We start from the raw sequence: 21,044 nt of genomic DNA on the forward strand, positions 1-21,044 counted from the left end.
CCTCCGCCTTGCATCTCGACGCACCAGACCCCGCTCACCAGCACAGAAATGCGCGGGCCGCCCGGCTGCGACCTGATCCGCCGGACAGGCCCTAGTTGCGACTCAGGGTGCGGGTCACCCCGGCCACCACCGCCGTGGTCAGGACCCAGCCGATCACCACGAGCGCGTACGCGAGCGACTGGGGCCCGACGGTGGCCCAGTGCCAGGCGTCGCGCTGGCCGAACCCGCCGATCGGGACGAGCAGGTCGAGGGTGTAGACGAGCGCGTGGAACGGCGGCCCCTCGCCCGCCTTGTTCGGCACCGGACGGTGGGTGCGGAAGACGAACCAGCCCGCGGCCGTGAGCAGCGCCAGCCAGAGCCCGGCGAGCCAGGGCCGGTAGCCGTAGCCGACGGTCGCGTCGAGGAGGTACCCCCACAGCCGGCCCGCCGGGCCGAGCGTCGCGCGGCGCTGCCGCTGCCGGTGCAGCAGCACCCGGCGTGCCTCGTCGTCATGGCCCAACCGGCGGTAGTTGACGCCCAGTTGCTCGTACGGCTGCGGGCAGTAGCCGTCGTCGCGGCGCAGCCAGGCCAGCCGGTTCGTCACGTCGTCGCGGCGGCGGGGCGCGGTGGACTCCAGCCAGTCGTACGTCAGCCCGTCCAGGCCGAGCGAGGGGGGCCAGGTCCCCGGGGTGTCCTGGATGCGGGTGAAGTGGGCGTTGCGGAGATTCACCGTGCCGCGCGGGGCGGTCGCGAAGCGCAGGTCGAGCGCCTCGGCGCGGGCGCCCACGCACATCAACGAGGAGCCCGTGCCGGTGAGTTCGGCTCCGTTGAGGGTCAGCAGGTCGTCTATCTGGGCGCCGCGCAGCCGTATCCGGCCGTCGGTGCTGAAGCCGTGCGACAGCCGAACCGTGGAGGCGGTCAGATTGTCCCCGTTGAACGCGACCGCGCCCGGCTCCCCGACCGTGATCCGCGCCCCGCGCATCCACAGCCCGCCCGGCAACTGCGCTCCGGGGAAGCCGACGGACCCCTCGGCCTCGAACCCGCCGTCGCAGAACACCCCGCCCTCCATCACCAGCCCGCCGGCCTCCAGCGCGACGCCCTCCGGGTGGATCAGACGGGCGCCGTCGAGCCGCAGTCCGCCCCCGATGTGCGCGTGCACCAGGTTCAGGGCGCCGTCGACCGTGGTGCCGCGCAGATCGACCCGCCCGCCGAAGCGGGCCGTCGGCGCCCGCAGTCCGGGCAGCCTGCTCCGGGTGATCGAGAGGGCGAGGGTGGACGCCGCCTCCAGGCTGACGGGTCCCTCGAACTCGCACTCCTCGAACCGCACGAGGGCCTTGATCTCGGTGCCGTCGAGGTTCAACGGGCCGGTGATGCGGGCCCGTTCGATCCGGACGGTGCCCGTCGCCTCCAGCAGTCTGTCCCGCAGGACGCCCGGATCAAGCCGCATGGCTGCCGGTGGGGCCGGTGCCCCCGGTGCGGTGGTGCCGTCGTGCCGCGATGGTCATGAGGGCCATCCTTCCAGCGGCGTCAGCTGCCGGGGGCCCCGACCGGCACGATCGCCCGCGCCCGGGGATGCGTGAGCGCCAGCACGCTCAGCCCGAACATCAGGACGCCCAGCGGGACATGGACCGACGGCACGTGCGCGACGCCGAGCACCACCTGCGCCGAGGCGAGCACGAGGAAGCCCGACGCGTGCAGGATCGGCCGGGGCGAACCGCCGCCCGGTCTCCAGGCGAGGACCGCGGCGAGGACGTAGAGCATCGACGCGGCGTACATCACGCGCGCCCCGACGCTGTGGATCACCTCGCCGTAGTGGGCGGTGAGCAGCAGTCCGGCGCTGACGGCCTGGACGAAGACCGTCGCGGTCTGCAGCGCGACGGCGACCCTGAGGAACGTGGTGCTGCGGCGGGCCGCCACCGGCCGGCTGCTCCGGCCGGCCTGGCCGACCCGGCTGATCTCGCTGACCATCACGCGTCCTTCTCTCTCCGGTTTCCCGGACTCCTGCCGCACGGCAGTCGATCTTCTGTACGGTCTCGATACGTCGACGACGCGGGTCCGTGAAAGGTCAGGCCAGGAGGGGGCGGTCGGGGTGGATGTGACACAGAGCACGGTCCTGGGGGAGCGGCGCCACCTGACGAATCTCACCTATCGGTTGCTCGGCTCGCTGACCGAGGCCGAGGACGCCGTGCAGGAGACGTACGCCCGCTGGTACGGGCTGTCGGAACAGCGGCGGGCGGCCGTCGAGAACCCCGGCGCGTGGCTGACGACGGTGGCCGGCCGGATCTGCCTCGATCAGCTGGGTTCGGCGCGGGTGCGGCGGGAGCGCTACGTCGGCGAGTGGATCCCCGAGCCGCTGCCGGACCGCGCCCACGCCACCGGCGCGGCCGGGGACGGCGACCCGGCGGACCGGATCACCCTCGACGAGTCGGTGAGCATGGCGTTCCTCGTCGTCCTGGAGTCGATGACCCCGGCCGAGCGGGTCGCGTTCGTGCTGCACGACGTCTTCCGGTACGCGTTCGCCGAGATCGCCGAGATCCTCGGGCGGACCCCGGCGGCCTGCCGGCAGCTGGCGTCCTCGGGGCGCGGCAGGATCCGGGCGGCCCGCACCGCGACCACCGGCCCCGACCGGCAGGCCGTACTCGTAGGGGACTTCAAACGGGCCTGGCAGGCCAAGGACATCGCCGCCCTCGTTGCACTCCTCGACCCCGACGCCACGATGGCCGCCGACGGCGGGGGTGTGGTCGCCGCCGCGCGGCACCCGGTCGTCGGCGGCGAGGAGATCGCCCGCTACCTGGCCCTCTTCGCGCGCAAGGCCACCGGACTCGTCCTGCGGGAGCGGACGGTCAACGGCACGCCGGGGCTGGTCGCCGAGGTCGACGGAGTCCCGGCGACGGTGGCCGCGTTCGACTGCGCGGACGGCCGGGTCACCCGCATCTGGGCGGTGCGCAACCCCGAGAAGCTGGGGGCGTGGGCCCGGCAGGCACAAAACGGATTGCCCGGATCCGACCCGGCCGGATAGGAAACTCCCATGCTGAAGGGCGACAAGATCGGGCTCAGGGCCCGGCACGAGGACGACATCCCGGTCCTGGAGGCCGAGCTCTACGCCCGGGTGGCCACCACGGCGCGGGCCGACACCCAACCGTGGCGCCCGCTCACGCCCGGCTCACCGCAGAGCCGGTTCCGGGTGGACGACGAGGATCCGCGGCACCTCGTGTTCTCCGTGGTGGAGCTGGACGGCGGCGCCCTCGTCGGCGGCGCGAACCTGTGGGGCATCGACCTACACCACCGGTCCGCGCACATCGGCCTCGGCCTGCTCCCGGCCGCCCGCGGCAAGGGCTACGGCACCGACGTGGTCGCGGCGCTGTGCCACTACGCGTTCGTCGTCCGCGGACTGCACCGGCTCCAGATCGAGACCCTGTCGGACAACACCCCGATGCTGCGCGCCGCCGAGCGCAACGGCTTCGTCCACGAGGGCGTCCTGCGCTCCTCGGCCTGGGTGATGGGCACGTTCCAGGACGACGTGGTGCTGGGCCTGCTCGCGGGGGAGTGGCGGGACAGCCCTCGGCGGTAGGGGTCACGGCCGCAACGACGGACGTCGCGGCGCCTCCTCCGCCTCGGGCGCCCCGGCCTTCGGCACCTGCGCCCCCGCCCCGAACATCCACCGCGACAGCGCCACCCGGAGCCGCTGCACGGCCCGCACCCGACGGCGTACTCCGTGCTCGTCCGTGTCGGGGAGGGCCTCCAGCGCGGCGGGCTGCTCGTGCTGGGTCAGGCGGTGCAACTCGCCCCGGGACAGCGGCTCGTGGACCTCCACGTACTCCCCGTGCGGCAGCCGCTTGATCCGGCCCGTCTCACGGCCGTGCAGCACCTTGTCCCGGTCCCGCCGCTGCAGCCCGAGACAGATCCGCCGGGTCACGACGTAGGCGAGGACCGGACCGGCGAACAGCGCCACCCGCGCGGTCCAGGTGATGGCGTTCACCGAGAGATGGAAGTGCGTGGCCCACAGGTCGTTGCCGCCGGCCGCCATCGCGACGAGGAAACCGGTCAGCCAGGCCACCCCGAGCGCGGTCCGCACCGGACGGTTGCGCGGCCGGTCCAGCAGATGGTGCTCGCGGCGGTCGCCCGTGATCCACGCCTCCACGAACGGATACACCCCGATGAGGACCAGCCACAGCGGGAACGCGAGGAACGGGACGAGGACGCCGAGGGCGAGGGTGTGCCCGCCGAGCACGATCTCCCACCCCGGCATCACCCGCACGAGCCCCTCGGCGAACCCCAGGTACCAGTCGGGCTGCGCGCCCGTCGACACCTGGTCGGGGCGGTAGGGCCCGTACACCCAGACAGGGTTGACGGTCGCGACGGCGGCGATCGCCGCCACCACACCGAAGACCAGGAAGAAGAAGCCGCCCGCCTTGGCCACGTAGACCGGGAAGAACGGCTGGCCCACCACATTGCGCTCGGTCTTTCCCGGGCCGGGGAACTGGGTGTGCTTGTGGTAGAAGACCAGGATCAGATGGGTGACGACGAGCGCCGCCATGATGCCCGGCAGCAGCAGCACGTGGATCGAGTAGAAGCGGGCCACGATGTCATGGCCCGGGAACTCGCCGCCGAAGAGGAAGAACGACAGATACGTCCCGACGACCGGGACGGCCAGGGTCATGCCCTCGATGAGCCGCATCCCCGCCCCGGACAGCAGATCGTCGGGCAGCGAGTACCCCAGCAGCCCCTCGAACAGCGCGAGGAACAGCAGCAGCCAGCCGAACAGCCAGTTCAGCTCGCGCGGCTTGCGGAACGACCCCGTGAAGAAGTGCCGCATCATGTGCACGAACATCGCCGCCACGAAGATCAGCGCGGCCCAGTGGTGGATCTGCCGGATCAGCAGCCCGCCGCGCACGTCGAAGCTGATGTCGAGCGTCGAGGAGTACGCCTCCGACATGCGTACGCCGCTCAGCGGCAGGTAACTCCCGTGGTACTCCACCTCGTTCATCGACGGATGGAAGAACAGGGTCAGATAGACGCCGGTCAGAATCAGGATGACGAAGGTGTAGAGGCAGACCTCGCCCAGCAGGAACGACCAGTGGTCGGGGAAGACCTTGCGCAGATACTTGCGGCCGAGACCGTAGACGCCGAGCCGGCCGTCGGCCCAGTCCGCGACGCGCTCGCCCGCCGCCGTGTCCCTCGTGTCCCTGCTTCCGCTCATCGTGAACCTCCCATGGGTGCTCACGAGAACGACGGGACGGCCGCTCCGTTCGTGACATCGCGGCGGCCTCCTGTGACGTGTCACACAGGGAGCCGGTCGAGGTCACGGACGGAGCGGCCGTCCGGGCCCGCCGTACAGGTGGTTCAGGCGCTCTTGATGGCGGAGATGTCGAAGTTCAGCTTGATCTTGTCGGAGACGAGGACGCCGCCGGTCTCCAGCGCCGCGTTCCAGGTCAGGCCCCACTCCGAGCGCAGGATCTCGGCCTTGCCCTCGAAGCCGACGCGCTCGTTGCCGAACGGGTCCTTCGCCGAGCCGTTGAACTCCAGGTCGATGGAGAGCGGCTTCGTGGTGCCGAGGATCGTGAGGTCGCCGGTGATGCGGTAGTCGTCGCCGCCCAGCGACTCGGCGGACGTCGAGCGGAACGTCATCGTCGGGAACTCGTCGATCTTGAAGAAGTCGGCGCTCTTCAGGTGGCCGTCGCGGTCGGCGCTGCCGGTGTCGATGCTGGCCATCTGCACGTCGAAGTTCGCGGTGGACTTGGCCGGGTCCGAGCCGTCGAGGTGCAGCTCGCCGGTGAAGTCGGTGAAGCTGCCCTTCACGTTCGTCACCATCGCGTGCCGGGCGACGAAGCCGAGCGTGGTGTGCGCGGGGTCGACCGTGTAGTCGCCCGTGACGGCGCTCAGGTCCGGGCCGGCCGGCGCGGCGGCAGCGGTGGTGTCGGTGGTCTCGTTCTTGCGGCCGAAGATGCCCATGACGTGCTCCTTGGGGACGGGCGGCACGGGGTGCCGACGTGATGTTGAAGGTTGAACTATCAACTGAGGACGACTGTAGCGCGATGATGTTCAACTTTCAACATCAAACGCAGTGTGTCGCTCCGGTGACACACGGGTGAGTGACCGATAGGAAAGTCCCGTTGACGCTTTGTGCCACCTTGTAGAGCCAAACGTCTCCATTGTGCGAGAAAGGCGGGGTTTGCGCGTGCTGCGGACGGGCGAGGCGACGGAACTCCAGGGCGGACTGCGGGTCGGGCCCGTCGAGGCCGGACGGTGGAGTTCCGGGAAGCCGCCGGGTGTGCTGCGCGCCCTCGCCGTCTTCGCGGCGGTCCGCGCCACCGGAGTCGTCCTGCTGGTCCTCACCGACCTGAACGGCGGACGCCCGGCCACCCGGACGCTCGCCCACGCCTGGGACGCCGTCTGGTACCTGCACATCGCCGAACACGGTTACGGCACCCGCGAATACCTCTCCACGTTCGGGACCGTGCAGACCGACTTCGCGTTCTTCCCGCTCTTCCCGCTGCTGACCCGAGGAGCGGACGCCGTCCTGCCGGGCGGCGCGGGGCCGGCCGCACTCCTCGTCGCCTGGGCCGCCGCCCTCGCCGCGGCCTGGGGCGTCTACGCCGTCGGCCACCGTCTGTACGGCACGGCGACGGCCACATTCCTCGTCGTCCTGTGGGCGCTGCTGCCCCAGGCGGTCGTCCTCACCCTCGCCTACAGCGAATCGCTGTTCGCCGCGCTCGCCGCCTGGGCGCTGTACGCCCTGCTCGCCCGGAACTGGTGGCTCGCCGGCGCCCTGGCCGTCCTCGCGGGCCTGACCCGGCCCACCGGGCTCGCCGTCGCCGCCGCGGTCGTGGTCACCGCCGCGTGCGAACTCGTCCGGAGCCGCGGGCGCGGGCGCGGTCCCTGGGTCGCGGCGCTGCTCGCCCCCGCGGGGTGGCTCGGCTACGTGCTGTGGGTCGGGGCGCGCACGGGGGACCTGCTGCACGGCTATTTCACCGTGCAGGACGCCTGGAAGTCGGGGCTCGACCTCGGTGTGAGCTCGCTGCGCTTTCTGCGGGTGCTGTTCCTGTACGGCGGCAAGGTCGTCTATCCGGTGTCCGTGCTGCTCGTCGCCGCCGCCGTGGTGCTGTTCTGCCTGCTCTGTCTCGACCGCTCGCCCCGGGCGGCCCTGCCGCTGCTGGTCTTCAGCGGGGTCCTGGTCCTGATGGTGCTGCTGCTCGGCGGCCCCTTCGCCTCCAAGCCGCGCTTCGTGCTGCCCGCCTTTCCGCTGCTCATTCCGGTGGCCCGGACCATGGCGCGGGGCTGGCGGCGGCGCCGGGCGCAGGTTCTTGTGGTGGCGAGCGCGCTGGCCTGTGCGGCGCTGCCGTACGGGGTGTGGGTGGCGGCGGTGGTGAAAACCCCGCTGTGAGCTGCGGCGGCGCGTCCTTCGTCTGCGGCTTCCGTCGTGGCTGGCCGCGCAGTTCCCCGCGCCCCTGAGCCATGCGCTGACGCGCAGCCTCCCCTGGAGACTGCGGCCCCGCCGCACCTCCCCGACGGGCGCCACACGAGACGCACCTCTCTCGATGAGGTCCGGACGGGGCGCGCTTCTCTGCCGGGGTCCGGACGGGGCGCGCTTCTCTGCCGGGGTCCGGACGGGGCGCGCTTCTCTGCCGGGGTCCGGACGGGGCGCGCTTCTCTGCCCGGGTCCGGACGGGGCGCGCCTCTCTGTCGAGGTCCGCACGGGGCGCGCCTCTCTCGATGAGATGGCGCACGAAGTGCGCATCTCAGGGGCGCGGGGAACTGCGCGACCAGCCACGACGGTGGCGCGCGTGACGTACGACCCGGGGGCGCGGGGAACTGCGCGAGAAGCGGCCGCCGGCCGTCAGCCGGCGTACGACCCAGGGGCGCGGGGAACTGCGCGACCAGCCACGACGAAAGCCGCGCCCGACCGCGGATCAGCGCCCGGCGAGCCGCTCCATCAGGGCCGCACCCCGGGACAACAACTCCCGCTCATCGGCGCTGAGTTCAGCCTCGATCGCCTGCGCGAGCCACCCCGCCCGACGCCCCCGCTCCGCATCCAGCGCGGCGCGCCCCGCCTCGGTCAGCTCCACCAGTGACTTGCGTCCGTCGGTGGGGTGCGCGCGGCGGGTGACGAGCCCCTGCTCCGTCAGCAGCCCGACGGCACGGGCCATCGACTGCGGCCTGACCCGCTGATCGGCGGCGAGATCGCTGGTGGTCATGGCGCCGTCGCGGTCCAGCACGCCGAGCACGGCGACCTGGCCGTGCGGAATCAGGTCCTCGTGCTTCACGCGCCGGGTGAGCCGGCCCATCGCGGTACGCAGATCGGCGGCGACGGCGGCGGATTCCGGGGCAGACATGAGCGCACTTTACCCGGCGGTATCCAGCGAAACTGCGCACCTCACCTGCGCAGCGCAGCTGTTCAGCACAACTGTTCAGCACGGCTGTGCAGCAGAACTGAACAGCAAGGCTGTATAGTTTTGCTCCGTCGCGGCACGCGCCACCGTCGTCGCAGCAGGGCCGCGGCACGCAGCAACGGGAAGGACCTCCCATGCCCGAGATCGTCTCCGTCACCGCCCTCGCCGTCCTCGACAGCCGCGGCAACCCCACCGTCGAGGCCGACGTCACCCTGGCCGACGGATCGAGCGGACGCGCGACCGTCCCCTCCGGCGCCTCCACCGGCGCCCGCGAAGCCGTCGAACTGCGCGACGGCGACCCGCACCGCTGGCACGGCAAGGGCGTCGACCGCGCCGTCTCCCACGTCGAGGGCGAGATCGCCCGGGCCGTCGTCGGCCGGGACGCCGACGACCAGGCGGGCCTGGACGCCGCCCTGATCGCCCTCGACGGCACCCCCGCCAAGTCCCGGCTCGGCGCCAACGCCCTGCTGGGCGTCTCCCTCGCCGCCGCCAAGGCCGCCGCGGCCGCGCACCGGCTGCCGCTCTACCGCCACCTCGGCGGCGCCGACGCCCACCTGCTCCCGCTGCCGATGATGAACATCGTCAACGGCGGTGCCCACGCCGACAATCCGCTGGACTTCCAGGAGTTCATGATCGCGCCGATCGGCGCCCCGACCTTCGCCGAAGCCGTCCGGATGGGCTCCGAGGTCTTCCACACCCTGCGCCGCGACCTGCTCGCCGCCGGGCACTCCACGGGCGTCGGCGACGAGGGCGGTTTCGCGCCCGCGCTGCGCACCGCCGAGGAGGCGCTCGACTTCGTCATGGCGGCGATCGAGCGCAGCGGGTACCGGCCCGGCACGGACCTCGGCCTGATCATGGACCCGGCGTCGTCGGAGTTCCACCGCGACGGCGTCTACGCCTACCGGGGCGAGGGCGTCGACCGCACCACGGCCCAGCAGGTCGACTACCTGACCGGACTCATCGACGCGTACCCGATCCTGTCCATCGAGGACCCGATGGCCGAGGACGACCTCGACGGCTGGCGCGAGCTGACCGCCCGCGTGGGCGACCGCTGCCAGCTCACCGGCGACGACGTGTTCTGCACCAACCCCGAGCTGCTGCGCGAGGGCATCCGTACCGGGGTCGGCAACGCCGTCCTGGTCAAGGTCAATCAGATCGGGACGTTGACGGAGGCGCTGGAGACGGTGGACATCGCCCACCGGGCGGGCTGGAAGGCCGTGATGTCGCACCGCTCCGGCGAGACCGAGGACACGACCATCGCCGATCTGGCGGTGGCGACGGGCTGCGGCCAGATCAAGACCGGTTCCCTGTCCCGCTCCGACCGCACGGCCAAGTACAACCGCCTGATCCGCATCGAACGCGAACTGGGCGACGCCGCCAAGTACTGAAGCCCCGCCAGGGGCGCGGGGAACCGCGCGAGAAGCCCCACCGGGCCGCGGGCAAGCCTCCTACGGGGCTTGGACTAAAGGAGTCGGACAGTTGGACTCTCAACTCCGATACCCCATGGACCCGTTGACCCGGAGGGCACCCCGCGGATACCCAGAACGACATGCCCCCAAGATCCCGAGCCCCCTACGCCCTGGCCCTCGCGGCCGTACTCGGAGCCACCCTCACCCCGGTGGCGAGCGCCACCGCGGCGGAGCCGAACGGCACCGTCCTCACCAGCGCCCGGCTCAAAGTGACCGTCGCCGAGGACTTCCCCCGCGTCCTGTCCTACGAGAACCGGGCCGACGGCGCCCGCCTCCTCGGCAGCACCCGGCCCGTCACCGAGGTCACCCTCAACGGCAAGGCGTACGCCACCGAGGTCCGGGCCGCGCCGAAGGTCACCGGGTCCACGGCCGCGTACACGCTCGCCTTCCCCGACCTGCCCGGCGTGGAGATCGACGCCACCCTCGGGGTCTCCGGCCGGACGACGACCTTCCGGATCACGGCGGTCCGCGACACGGCAGGCTTCCGGGTCGGGACCATCGACATCCCGGGGCAGGACCTCGTCTCGGTCGGCAGCGCGGACGGCGGCGCCGAGACGGCGTTCACCAAGCTGGACGCGGACTCCACCCGCACTGCGGACGTCTTCGGCGAGGTCGGTGCAGACACCCCGGCCGAGACCTCCGCGACGGGCGCCTCCTACGCGATCGTCAACACCGGGCGGCTGGCCGCCGCGGTCGAGTCGAACTCCGCGTACGACAAGCCGAGCGGCGCGACCGGCGGCGACGACGCCCGGTTCTGGCACCAGGCCCGCAAGGACGCCGACGGCTCCACCCGCGTCGGCGTCTGGTCCGGGCAGTGGACGTACCGGGGCGCCGGGTCGCCGACCCACGCCACCGGCGACGACCTCCCCTGGGCGAAGGTCGTCGTCACCCCCGACGCCAACGGCGACGACACCGTCGACTGGCAGGACGGCGCCGTCGCCTTCCGCTCCATCGGCATCGAGCCGCAGGGTGGCGAGGACACCGCGGACCGGGTCATCACCCACATCCCCTTCAACTTCGCCAGCCAGGCCCAGCACCCCTTCCTGCGCACCCTCGACGACGTCAAGCGGATCTCCCTCGCCACCGACGACCTGGGCCAGTTCGCCCTGCTCAAGGGGTACGCGTCCGAGGGCCACGACTCCGCGCACCCCGACTACGGCGGCAACACCAACCAGCGCGCGGGCGGCCTGAAGGACCTCAACAAGCTGCTCAAGGCGGGCAAGAAGTACGGCGCCGAGTTCGGCGTCCACGTCAACGCCACCGAGGCGTACCCGGTGGCCAAGCACTTCAAGGACGACCTGATCGACCCGAAGTCGCCCGGCTGGAACTGGCTCGACCAGAGCTACTACATCGACCAGCGCCGCGACATCGACAGCGGCGACCTCGCCGCCCGCTTCCAGCAACTGCGCGACGAGACCGACAAGAACCTCACCACGGTCTACGTCGACGTGTACTACACCCACGGCTGGATCGCCGAGCAGACCGCGAAGGCGATCAACGGCCAGGGCTGGAACCTGGCCACCGAGTGGGCCGACAAGTTCGAGCGGCAGTCCCTGTGGTCGCACTGGGCCAACGACCTCGACTACGGCGGAGCCACCAACAAGGGCCTCAACTCGAAGATCATCCGGTTCATCCGCAACAGCGAGAAGGACGTCTGGAACAACGACCCCGTCCTCGGCCAGAGCGCGCTGGTCGACTTCGAGGGCTGGACCGGCGAGAACGACTGGAACGACTTCTACGCCAACGTCTGGCAGCGCGACCTGCCCGCCAAGTACCTCCAGCACCAGCAGATCACCCGCTGGGACGGCGACGACATCACCTTCACCGGCGGCCTGCGCGGCACGGTGGAGGACGGCCGGCGCACCTTCTACGACCACGGCCGCAAGGTCCTCGACGGCGACCGTTATCTGCTCCCGTGGAGTGGCGGGAAGAAGCTGTACCACTACAACAAGCAGGGCGGCAGCAGCAGTTGGGCCGTGGCTCCCGGCACGTACACCGTCTACAAGCTCACCGACAACGGCCGGGTGAAGACCGGCACCGTCCGCACCGGCACGGACGGAAAGCTCACCCTCGAGGCGGAAGCGGGACAGCCGTACGTCCTCTATCCGGCCAAGGACACCCCGCGCGCCGCCGACCCCGCCTGGGGCGAGGGCACCGGCATCACCGACCCCGGCTTCAACGACGCCCGCCTCCGCGGCTGGGACACGACCGGTTCCGTCGCCCGCGACACCGACGGCAACGGCCGCAACAGCGCCGCCCTCACCGGCAAGGGCGCCGCGTCCGTCGCCCAGCGGATCACCGGACTCGCCCCCGGCGAGCGCTACACGGCCTCCGCCTGGACCGAGATCGAGCCGGGCGCCTCCCGGCACACGACCCTGAGCGCGGGCGGCGCGTCCACCGCGCTCGACCGGTCCACCCTGCCGAACACCATGGCGGCCAGCGACTGGCACGGCACGAACATGCAGCGGATGAAGGTCAACTTCACGGCGGACCGCAAGGGTTCGGCGACCCTGCGCGTCGCCGCGGCCGCCGACGACGGCGCCGCCACGGTCCGCGTCGACGACGTACGGGTCGTGCGCAACGCCCCGACGACCGAGCCCGGCACCGTCGTGCACGAGGACTTCGAGGACGTCGACCAGGGCTGGGGTCCCTTCGACAAGGGCGACGCGGGCGGCGTCACCGACCCGCGCACCCACATCGCCCAGGAGAACGCCCCGTACACCCAGGCCGGCTGGAACGGAAAGCTCGTCGACGACGTCATCGGCGGCGGCGAGTCCCTGAAGTCGCACGAGGAGAACGACGGCGTCGTCTACCGCACCTCACCGGCGTCCGTGCCCATGAAGGACGGGCACGCCTACAAGGTCGACTTCGCCTACCAGTCCAGCCACGCCGGCGCCTACCGGTGGATCAGCGGCTACGACCGGGGCGACGACGCCGTCGAGACCGCCGCCGAACCGATCGGGCAGCAGCGCACCACCGGCCGCTTCACCACCACGGTCACCGCCGGCTGCGGCGACACCTGGACCGGACTGCGCAAGCTGCCCGGCGCCCCGGAAGGCGCCGACTTCGTCCTCGACGACTTCACCGTGACCGACCTCGGCCCGGCGAAGGAACCGGCCGCCTGCGGCACCCTCGCGCTCAAGGCGGGGGACACCCTCGAACCGGGCCGGGCGAACAAGGTCCAGGCCACCCTCACCAACTACGAGAAGGACCGGATCGAGGACGCGTCCGTCACCCTCGACCTGCCGGAGGGCTGGAAGGCCGAACCCGCGGGGAAGATCACCCTCGACCCGGTCGCCCCCGGCGCCCGCGCCACCGCGACCTGGCAGGTGACGCCGCCGGTCGACGCCGAGTACCGGCCGTACGAGCTGACGGCGCGGGCGGCGTACTCGGTCGCGGGTACCGCCAGAAAGCTCACCGCGGGCACCTCGGTCCGCACCCTTCCGCCGCCGCCCACCACGGACACGTACGCGAGCGACCTGGACTGGACCTCGGCGGAGAACGGCTGGGGGCCGGTCGAGAAGGACCAGTCCGTCGGTGAACAGGGCCAGGGCGACGGCACCCCGCTGAAGATCGGCGGCACCGCGTACGCCAAGGGCCTCGGCACCCACGCACCCGCCGAGGTCCGCTACTACCTCGGCGGGCGGTGCGGCTCCTTCACGGCCGAGGTCGGCGTCGACGACGTACAGACCACCCGCGGAAGTGTGAAATTCTCGGTGGCGGCCGACGGCACGGAGAAGGTCGCCTCACCCGTCCTCAAGGCCGCCGACCCGGCCTGGTCCCTGTCGGCCGACGTCACCGGCGCCCAGTACGTCGACCTGATCGTCTCCGACGGCGGCGACGGCAACGGCAACGACCACGCCGACTGGGGAGCCGCCCGCTTCCATTGCGACGGGTGAAAACCTGGGTGAACAGTTGAGACGGTCCCGCCCGCCCGCACGGCGACGTGACCGGTCTCTCACCGCACCCCTTTGTGTGATCTCTACAACGGGACGGGGCCCTGAGCAGTAACTTCGGCTGCATCGAGGTCAGGTTCTGTTCGGGGCTACCAGGAAAACGGGCCGGAGACTGTACAGAGTCGACGGCCCGTTTCCTTGGTCGGCTTCGTATGGTCACTACATGACCGTTTTGGACGACACCGCCTCGAACCCCGGGGACGAGCCCACCGACGCCCGCGGGCGCACGGCCGAGCTGCACGCGATCCGCGCACAGGCCCTGGCCGGTCCCAGCGACAAGGCGACCGAGGCCCAGCACGCGAAGGGCAAGCTGACCGCGCGCGAGCGCATCGAGCTGCTCCTGGACGAGGGTTCGTTCAACGAGGTCGAGCAGCTGCGCCGGCACCGCGCGGTCGGCTTCGGCCTGGAGGCCAAGAAGCCCTACACCGACGGTGTCATCACCGGCTGGGGCACGGTCGAGGGCCGTACGGTCTTCGTCTACGCGCACGACTTCCGGATCTTCGGCGGCGCCCTGGGCGAGGCCCACGCCACCAAGATCCACAAGATCATGGACATGGCCATCGCGGCCGGCGCCCCGCTGGTCTCCCTGAACGACGGCGCGGGCGCCCGTATCCAGGAGGGCGTCTCCGCGCTCGCCGGGTACGGCGGCATCTTCCAGCGCAACACCAAGGCGTCCGGTGTCATCCCGCAGATCAGCGTGATGCTCGGCCCGTGCGCGGGCGGCGCGGCCTACAGCCCCGCCCTCACCGACTTCGTGTTCATGGTCCGCGAGACCTCGCAGATGTTCATCACCGGCCCGGACGTCGTCAAGGCGGTCACCGGTGAGGAGATCACCCAGAACGGGCTCGGCGGCGCCGACGTCCACGCCGAGACCTCCGGTGTGTGCCACTTCGCCTACGACGACGAAGAGACCTGCATCGCCGAGGTCCGCTACCTGATCTCGATGCTCCCGCAGAACAACCGGGAGAACCCGCCGACCGTGGAGTCCGACGACCCGGCGGACCGCCGCTCGGACGTCCTGCTCGACCTGGTCCCGGCCGACGGCAACCGCCCGTACGACATGACCAAGGTCATCGAGGAGCTCGTCGACGACGGCGACTACCTGGAGGTCCACGAGCGCTGGGCGCGCAACATCATCTGCGCCCTGGCCCGGCTCGACGGCCAGGTCGTCGGCATCGTCGCCAACCAGCCGCAGGCGCTCGCGGGCGTCCTGGACATCGAGGCGTCGGAAAAAGCTGCCCGATTCGTGCAGATGTGCGACGCTTTCAATATCCCGATCGTGACCCTCCTCGACGTCCCGGGGTTCCTCCCCGGTGTCGACCAGGAGCACGGCGGGATCATCCGCCACGGCGCGAAGCTGCTGTACGCGTACTGCAACGCCACCGTCCCGAGGATCTCGCTGATTCTCCGCAAGGCGTACGGAGGTGCCTACATCGTCATGGACTCCCAGTCCATCGGCGCCGACCTCACCTACGCCTGGCCCACGAACGAGATCGCGGTCATGGGCGCCGAGGGCGCGGCCAACGTGATCTTCCGTCGGCAGATCGCCGACGCCGAGGACCCCGAGGCCATGCGCCAGAAGATGGTCAAGGAGTACAAGGCCGAGCTGATGCACCCGTACTACGCGGCCGAGCGCGGTCTGGTCGACGACGTCATCGACCCCGCCGAGACCCGCGAGGTGCTCGTCAAGTCCCTGGCCATGCTGCGCACCAAGCACGCCGACCTGCCGTCCCGCAAGCACGGCAACCCGCCGCAGTAGCGGCCCCCAGCCCTAGGAGACCTGCCCCATGTCCATGCCCGACATCCGCGTAGAGAAGGGCAACGCCGCGCCCGAAGAGGTCGCGGCCATCACCGCCCTCCTGGTCGCCCGCGCCGCCGCCCAGCCGTCCGCGCCGGAGGCGGCCCGCCAGTCGCGCGCCGGCTGGCGCCGTCTGGAGCGCCAGCACGGCTTCCGCGCCCCGCACTCCTGGCAGGGCTGACCGGCTCTTCCGGTCCGCAGACAAGGCGTGAGCCCCGTCCTTCGAGGACGGGGCTCACGCCTTTGCCGTGTCGTACCCGGGATCAGTCGAACTCGCCCTGCAGCGCCCCGAGTTTGAAGGCCTCCCACTCATGGGCGGTGAAGCGCAGGACGGGCCCGTGCGGGGCCGCCGGGTTGCGCATGGCCACCGCGCCGTCCCCGAGGGAGGCGACCTCCACCGGGGCGCGGGAGGCGTCTCCAGGAGCTCTCAGCCATGTGGCGCCGGAGAGATCGAGAGCATAGAGACGTTTTTTCTCGATATCCAGATCCACCCGAGTACTCACAGCGGCAGAACTCCTGAGTTGACGCTTGAAATGAATGCGTCCCAGGAAGGTGAATCGAAGACGATCGCGCCGAACTCGCGGTGTTTCGTGTCGCGGACCGCGCGGCGGTCCCCGGTGAGTTTCGCGTGCTCCACGCAGCCGTTGGACGCGCCGCTGAACGTGCTTTTGTGCCAGGCCGCCGACCCGATCTCGCGGAGCGAGGCGGTGGGTGCGGAAGTGGGGGACATCATGATTCGCTCTCTTGCTTGATTCGGTCACTGAGGTACCGGCGGGACTGTGCCGGAGAAAGCGCGGCCGCCGTCAGGTCGTCCCACGCCTTGGTGTAAGTCTCCACGTCAGGTCGCTGCTCAAGGAGCGTGCCGCCGGTCATGTGCTCCAGCCATGCCACTTGTACGGGCGGTTCGCCGCGCATGGTGAAGAGCGTGTAAGGAGCGTACTGGGAGAGCGGAAGAGTGATGTCCAATGGCAGGATCTGAATGGTGACATTGGGCGACTCACCGGTCTCCATGAGGTGTTCGAACTGCTCACGGATCAGGGCCCGCGGACCGGGTATGCGGTGCAGCGCGGGCATGTCTATGACCACCCTCAAACGGAATTCATTGGTTCCGCCGAGCAGATCCTTGCGTCTCATCCGAGTCTTCACAAGGGGTTCCACGTAATCCGTGTCGGCCGCCGCGGTGAATATCTCGCGCATATATGCCTCGGTCTGCAGGAGACCTGGGATAACCGAAGGCTCGAAGGAGCGGACCAGCGAGGAATCAGCCTCCAGGGTGAGGTAGTCGCGCAGGTCGTCACTCAACAGGGGCCCCTGGCCGGACCACCAGTCGACCTTGTGAATGTCCCGGGCCAGCCGCTTGAGGTTGGTCCGCTGGTGCTCGTCCGTGACGGCGTACAGGTTGAGCAGGGTCGTCAGGTCGAGCTGGCGGATGCCGCGTTTGCCGGTCTCGATCTGGCTGATCTTCGGCTGCCCGCACTCCAGTGCCTGGGCGGCGTCGTTGACCTTCAGGCCGGCTTCAGTGCGCAGCCGCCGCAGTTCGGCTCCGAGCCGGCGGCTGCGCATCGTGGGCATCTCGCTCTGGGACATGGCCACATGATGTCCCGCCCCCTCGGGCCACACAACTGTCATATGCAATCCCATCGCATCGGCAAGGTACTCGCACGTAATACTTGCCTAGGGCATAGTTTCGGCGCCATGCTGGACACGCAACGCCCTTTGTCCGCAAGCGAGTTGACCGCCGATGAACCCCCGGAGGGGTAATGCCGGACCAGCCGACGGATGAGATCGAGCTGATGGACATGCTCGATCGGCCGTGCGCGATCCGTATGGAGTACAGCCCGCACCGTCTGGAGCAGATCCGCAGAATCGTGGGCGCCCGCCTGCGCTGCTGGGGTCTGCACAAGCTCGTGCACGACACCTCGTTCGTGGCGACGGAGCTGTGCAGCAATGTGCGGCACTGCGACGACAGCACCTTCGACTTCGTCATCAGCCGGACCGCCGACGGCGTGCGTGTCGAGGTGGCGGACACGTCCCCGGAGATGGTTCCGGTGCCCACGGAGCCCCCGGACTTCTTCCAGACCGGAGGGCGGGGCCTGTTCCTGGTCGCCGCCCACGCCTCGGCCTTCGGCATGACGCCGACGTCCACCGGCAAGGTGGTCTGGGCCGAGCTGGGCCTCGGGGACGTGGACGCGGGCGGCTGCGACTGACGCGGGGGCCGGTTCGCCGGACCCCCGCAGGAGACCGGGTGTCGCCCTGGCCGTCGTCCTCACGGACGGCGGTGAGGGTGGCACCCTTCTGCATCTGTGCGTGGTCATTCGTATCCTCTGTGTGGTCGGTCGCGGACGTGCGTGGGTGCCGCCTCCGGCGCGGACCGCGGGGGCGGCCGGGACGGACGGGCGGGCACGGACGGGCGGGACCCGACGGGCGGGACCGGAACGGGGCGCAGGCGGCCCGCTGAGCGGGCGGCGCGGGGCCACGGTGCTGTCCCGCACGGAAGGCGGCCGTGGAACGGGCCCTGCTCCGCGAGGGGTTCACGGTGGCGGGGGCCGGCGGCGGCTGCCGTGCTGCGCCGGGGGCCTGGGCGCCGGGTCCGCGCGGGGCGGACGTCGTAGAAGGGGCTCGGCGCACCGGTTGGGCGGCCTGGGAGCCCGGAGGGCGGTCGGGGGCGTCGCCGGGGCAGGGGCGGCGCGGGACCGTGCGGTGCGCGGGCGAGGAGTGGGGTCCGGCCGCGCGGGAAGCGCTAGGTGTGCGCGGTCTCCGTCACGAGACCGGAGAGCTTGCGGATGCCGCGATGGGCGGCGGTGCGGACGGCGCCGACGCGCTTGCCGAGGATGTCGGCCGCGCGCTTGGCGTCGAGTCCGACGACGGCCAGCAGGATCACCGCCTCGGCCTGCTGCCGGGGCAGCTGGGCCACGAGGGCGAGGGCGCGCTCGGTGCCCAGGGTGTCCAGGGCCTGCGTCGGGGTGTCGTCGGGCGCGGGTCGCTCCTGGACCGTGCTCAGGTCGTTCGGGGCCTCCGGCCGGCGCTTGTGCCAGCGGACGTGGTCCAGCGCCCTGTTGCGCACGATCCGGCTGCACCAGCCGTGGAAGCCGGCTCCGTCACCCCGGAACTTGTGCAGGTCCCGGGCGATCTGCAGCCAGCTGTCCGACAGGACGTCCTCGGCCTCCGTCGCGCCCACCAGGGCCCGTGCGTAGGCGAGGAGCCGTGGATGCAGCGTCTGGTAAACGGTGCGAAAGGCCCGTTCGTCCCCCTTCTGCGCCTGCTGGACCGCGTCGTGCAGGAGGCAGCACTCCGCTTCGCGGATGGTCTGCGCCGCCCCCTGCCCGGTACTCGGAGGCCGTTCGGATCGCGCGACCGCGGCACCTGATCTGGTGACCGCGACGCCCGAATAGGACAAGCTCATCGGATGGCTCCGCTTCCTGCTCAGTTCGCCCTGAGGCGGGCGGGCGCCATACATCGTCCCGCCCCCATGAGGTGAGCGCGAGAGCGCGCGAAAACATCACAGCGGCAGGTATGTAGATTCGGTCAGTTGTGCGCTGGGGACATCTCGACTGAACTCCACCTATAACCAAAGGTGTTACTGCGTGTACTCAGTGCTATCAGGGGCGAGACGCATGTGACGACCGCACGGAAGAGGCTGTGAACGCTCGTGCAGCATGGCCGAGAAGCAGAGGAAAGCCTCCGAAAAGCCGCAACGCCCCGCTGGGGACGAACCCAGCGGGGCGAAGGTACCGGCGTGGTCGCCGTCGGGCTAGCGCAGCCGCGCCATGAGCGCGTGCTCGACGAGCGTGATCAGCGTCGACTTGGCGTCCGCGCGGTGCCGGGCGTCCGTCGTGATGATCGGGGTGTCCGGGCCGATCTGCAGCGCCTCGCGCACCTCGTCCGGGTTGTACGGCTGACTGCCGTCGAAGCCGTTGAGGGCGATGACGAAGGGCAGGCCGGAGTTCTCGAAGTAGTCGACGGCGGGGAAGCAGTCGGCGAGGCGGCGGGTGTCGACGAGGACGACGGCGCCGATGGCGCCGCGGACCAGGTCGTCCCACATGAACCAGAAGCGGTCCTGGCCCGGGGTGCCGAACAGGTACAGGATCAGGTCCTGGTCGAGCGTGATGCGGCCGAAGTCCATGGCGACCGTGGTGGTCGTCTTGCCGCCGGTGTGTGTCAGGTCGTCGATCCCCGCACTCGCCGAGGTCATCACGGCTTCGGTGCGCAGCGGGTTGATCTCCGACACGGCGCCGACGAAGGTCGTCTTGCCGACGCCGAATCCGCCCGCCACCACGATCTTCGCGGACGTGGTGGAACGACTTGGAGTTGCCGGCCCTCCGCTAGAGCTTGCGAAGTCCACTGAGCACCCTTTCGAGCAATGTCACGTCTGGCTGACCGCCGGCGCTCTCGTCGCCGCCGGGCTGATGGATGGCGACCAGGCCCGCCTCCGCGAGGTCCGCGACGAGAATCCTGGCCACGCCGAGAGGGATCGTGAGGAGGGCCGAGATTTCGGCCACCGACTTGATCTCCCGGCACAGGGTGCAGATCCGCTGATGCTCGGGCAGTTGGCCCTGCAACTGGTGCGGCTGCGCGGTGGTGTGCACCAGCGCCTCGATGGCGAGCTGGTATCGCGGCCTGGTGCGGCCGCCCGTCATGGCGTACGGGCGCACCAGGGGGTTGTTCTTCGCAGGGGGTGCGGGATTCGCGTCGGGGCGCGGCTGCGGCTGCACGGGCTGGATGCGCGGCGCCGACGGCTGGTCGTAGGGACCGGGCTGTCGGGTCGGCCGGGCGTTGCTCGGCGCAGAGGGGAAGTTGTACCGGTTCTGCGACCCGTCGCCACGGTCAGCGCCGCGACCGTGGCCGCGCCCGCCCGTGCCGGCCTGGCCCTGGGCAGGGCCGTAGGGCGGCCAGTTGGCCGACGAACCGCTCGGCGGTGTTGCTGAACCAGACACGTACTTCCTCCTCCGACTGCGCTGGGCACCATCACTGTGGAGCCGCGTCCCGAAACCTTACGGCCACGAGGCGCGAAAACGCACCGCCTGTCTGTTAGTTGAGAAGGCTTCCCTGAAGCTCCGCACGCAGGTCGGGCGTGAGAACCGTGCCCGCGCGGTCGACAAGAAGGGCCATTTCGTACCCGACGAGGCCGATGTCCGCCTCCGGGTGTGCGAGGACGGCGAGCGAGGAACCATCGGAAATGGACATGAGGAAGAGGAATCCTCGCTCCATCTCCACAACTGTCTGGTTCACCGCGCCGCCCTCGAAGATGCGGGACGCGCCCGCGGTCAACGAGGTCAGACCCGACGCGACCGCCGCCAGCTGGTCGGCACGGTCGCGGGGGAACCCTTCGGACATCGCCAGAAGGAGTCCGTCGGCGGAGACCACCACCGTGTGGGACACCCCGGGGGTGTTGTCCACGAAGTTGGTGATCAACCAGTTCAGGTTCTGTGCCGCCTGGCTCATCGGGCTCACA

General features: G+C 70.7%; 20 protein-coding genes. 8 read left to right on the plus strand and 12 right to left on the minus strand.

Translation table 11 applies throughout. The annotated features are described in order from the left end of the window. Nucleotides 1-91 precede the first annotated feature (91 nt). Nucleotides 92-1,426, minus strand: coding sequence for an oxidoreductase (locus tag ABZ930_RS18745; RefSeq protein WP_361549037.1), 1,335 nt, complete (start codon nt 1,424-1,426; stop codon nt 92-94). Nucleotides 1,427-1,506: 80 nt separating this feature from the next. Further along, nucleotides 1,507-1,947: a hypothetical protein gene (locus tag ABZ930_RS18750; protein ID WP_361549039.1), complete on the minus strand. Its 441-nt coding sequence runs from the start codon at nt 1,945-1,947 to the stop codon at nt 1,507-1,509. 121 nt (nt 1,948-2,068) lie between these two features. Here ABZ930_RS18750 and sigJ point away from each other — a divergent pair, with 121 nt between their 5' ends. Together sigJ and ABZ930_RS18760 are read left to right on the plus strand one after the other, a co-directional pair. Next, nucleotides 2,069-2,998 (plus strand): RNA polymerase sigma factor SigJ, encoded by a 930-nt coding sequence (sigJ, locus tag ABZ930_RS18755; RefSeq protein WP_361549041.1) that lies wholly within the window; start codon nt 2,069-2,071, stop codon nt 2,996-2,998. A gap of 9 nt (nt 2,999-3,007) precedes the next feature. Continuing rightward, on the plus strand, nt 3,008-3,550 hold the full coding sequence (locus ABZ930_RS18760) for a GNAT family protein (protein WP_361549043.1): 543 nt from the start codon (nt 3,008-3,010) through the stop codon (nt 3,548-3,550). A 3-nt stretch (nt 3,551-3,553) separates the two neighbouring features. Here ABZ930_RS18760 and ABZ930_RS18765 read toward each other — a convergent pair whose 3' ends face one another. Then, the gene (locus ABZ930_RS18765) at nt 3,554-5,179 is read right to left on the minus strand and encodes a cytochrome bc complex cytochrome b subunit (RefSeq protein WP_361549044.1); all 1,626 of its coding nucleotides are present in this window, start codon (nt 5,177-5,179) and stop codon (nt 3,554-3,556) included. 143 nt (nt 5,180-5,322) lie between these two features. Continuing rightward, the gene (locus ABZ930_RS18770) at nt 5,323-5,931 is read right to left on the minus strand and encodes a YceI family protein (protein ID WP_361549046.1); all 609 of its coding nucleotides are present in this window, start codon (nt 5,929-5,931) and stop codon (nt 5,323-5,325) included. Between the two features lie 226 nt (nt 5,932-6,157). On the opposite strand from ABZ930_RS18770, the gene ABZ930_RS18775 reads away from it, so the two are divergent. Beyond that, a complete protein-coding gene (locus ABZ930_RS18775; RefSeq protein ID WP_361549048.1) occupies nt 6,158-7,363 on the plus strand; it encodes a hypothetical protein in 1,206 nt (401 codons plus the stop codon). Between the two features lie 526 nt (nt 7,364-7,889). On the opposite strand, the gene ABZ930_RS18780 is transcribed toward ABZ930_RS18775, so the two are convergent. Next, nucleotides 7,890-8,312 carry a MarR family transcriptional regulator gene (locus tag ABZ930_RS18780; protein WP_361549049.1) on the minus strand — a complete coding sequence of 141 codons (423 nt, stop codon included), beginning with the start codon at nt 8,310-8,312 and terminating at the stop codon, nt 7,890-7,892. Nucleotides 8,313-8,503: 191 nt separating this feature from the next. Here ABZ930_RS18780 and eno point away from each other — a divergent pair, with 191 nt between their 5' ends. From eno to ABZ930_RS18800, 4 genes are all read left to right on the plus strand, one after another. After that, nucleotides 8,504-9,757 (plus strand): phosphopyruvate hydratase, encoded by a 1,254-nt coding sequence (eno, locus tag ABZ930_RS18785; RefSeq protein WP_361549051.1) that lies wholly within the window; start codon nt 8,504-8,506, stop codon nt 9,755-9,757. Nucleotides 9,758-9,918: 161 nt separating this feature from the next. After that, nucleotides 9,919-13,737, plus strand: coding sequence for an endo-alpha-N-acetylgalactosaminidase family protein (locus ABZ930_RS18790; RefSeq protein ID WP_361549053.1), 3,819 nt, complete (start codon nt 9,919-9,921; stop codon nt 13,735-13,737). A gap of 220 nt (nt 13,738-13,957) precedes the next feature. Continuing rightward, nucleotides 13,958-15,553: an acyl-CoA carboxylase subunit beta gene (locus ABZ930_RS18795; protein ID WP_361549055.1), complete on the plus strand. Its 1,596-nt coding sequence runs from the start codon at nt 13,958-13,960 to the stop codon at nt 15,551-15,553. A gap of 28 nt (nt 15,554-15,581) precedes the next feature. Beyond that, nucleotides 15,582-15,773: an acyl-CoA carboxylase subunit epsilon gene (locus ABZ930_RS18800; RefSeq protein WP_361549057.1), complete on the plus strand. Its 192-nt coding sequence runs from the start codon at nt 15,582-15,584 to the stop codon at nt 15,771-15,773. 82 nt (nt 15,774-15,855) lie between these two features. On the opposite strand, the gene ABZ930_RS18805 is transcribed toward ABZ930_RS18800, so the two are convergent. The 3 genes from ABZ930_RS18805 to ABZ930_RS18815 are packed head-to-tail and all read right to left on the minus strand — an operon-like array spanning nt 15,856 to nt 17,179. Then, nucleotides 15,856-16,095 (minus strand): DUF397 domain-containing protein, encoded by a 240-nt coding sequence (locus tag ABZ930_RS18805; protein ID WP_361549059.1) that lies wholly within the window; start codon nt 16,093-16,095, stop codon nt 15,856-15,858. Continuing rightward, nucleotides 16,092-16,325: a DUF397 domain-containing protein gene (locus tag ABZ930_RS18810; protein ID WP_361549061.1), complete on the minus strand. Its 234-nt coding sequence runs from the start codon at nt 16,323-16,325 to the stop codon at nt 16,092-16,094. Before ABZ930_RS18810 ends, ABZ930_RS18805 begins: the two co-directional genes overlap by 4 nt. Further along, on the minus strand, nt 16,322-17,179 hold the full coding sequence (locus ABZ930_RS18815; RefSeq protein ID WP_361549063.1) for a helix-turn-helix transcriptional regulator: 858 nt from the start codon (nt 17,177-17,179) through the stop codon (nt 16,322-16,324). Before ABZ930_RS18815 ends, ABZ930_RS18810 begins: the two co-directional genes overlap by 4 nt. A 173-nt stretch (nt 17,180-17,352) precedes the next feature. Here ABZ930_RS18815 and ABZ930_RS18820 point away from each other — a divergent pair, with 173 nt between their 5' ends. Then, entirely contained in the window at nt 17,353-17,799 is a 447-nt protein-coding gene (locus tag ABZ930_RS18820) for an ATP-binding protein (RefSeq protein WP_361549065.1), read from the plus strand. A 533-nt stretch (nt 17,800-18,332) separates the two neighbouring features. On the opposite strand, the gene ABZ930_RS18825 is transcribed toward ABZ930_RS18820, so the two are convergent. From ABZ930_RS18825 to ABZ930_RS18840, 4 genes are all read right to left on the minus strand, one after another. Continuing rightward, a complete protein-coding gene (locus ABZ930_RS18825) occupies nt 18,333-18,995 on the minus strand; it encodes an RNA polymerase sigma factor (RefSeq protein WP_361549067.1) in 663 nt (220 codons plus the stop codon). Between the two features lie 348 nt (nt 18,996-19,343). Continuing rightward, on the minus strand, nt 19,344-19,934 hold the full coding sequence (locus ABZ930_RS18830; protein WP_361549069.1) for an ATP/GTP-binding protein: 591 nt from the start codon (nt 19,932-19,934) through the stop codon (nt 19,344-19,346). Next, nucleotides 19,915-20,526, minus strand: coding sequence for a DUF742 domain-containing protein (locus tag ABZ930_RS18835; RefSeq protein ID WP_361549071.1), 612 nt, complete (start codon nt 20,524-20,526; stop codon nt 19,915-19,917). Before ABZ930_RS18835 ends, ABZ930_RS18830 begins: the two co-directional genes overlap by 20 nt. 94 nt (nt 20,527-20,620) lie before the next feature. Next, nucleotides 20,621-21,034, minus strand: coding sequence for a roadblock/LC7 domain-containing protein (locus ABZ930_RS18840; RefSeq protein WP_010984131.1), 414 nt, complete (start codon nt 21,032-21,034; stop codon nt 20,621-20,623). Between the last annotated feature and the right edge of the window lie 10 nt (nt 21,035-21,044).

The sequence above is a fragment of the Streptomyces sp. NPDC046716 genome, assembly GCF_040645755.1.
GTDB lineage: Bacteria > Actinomycetota > Actinomycetes > Streptomycetales > Streptomycetaceae > Streptomyces.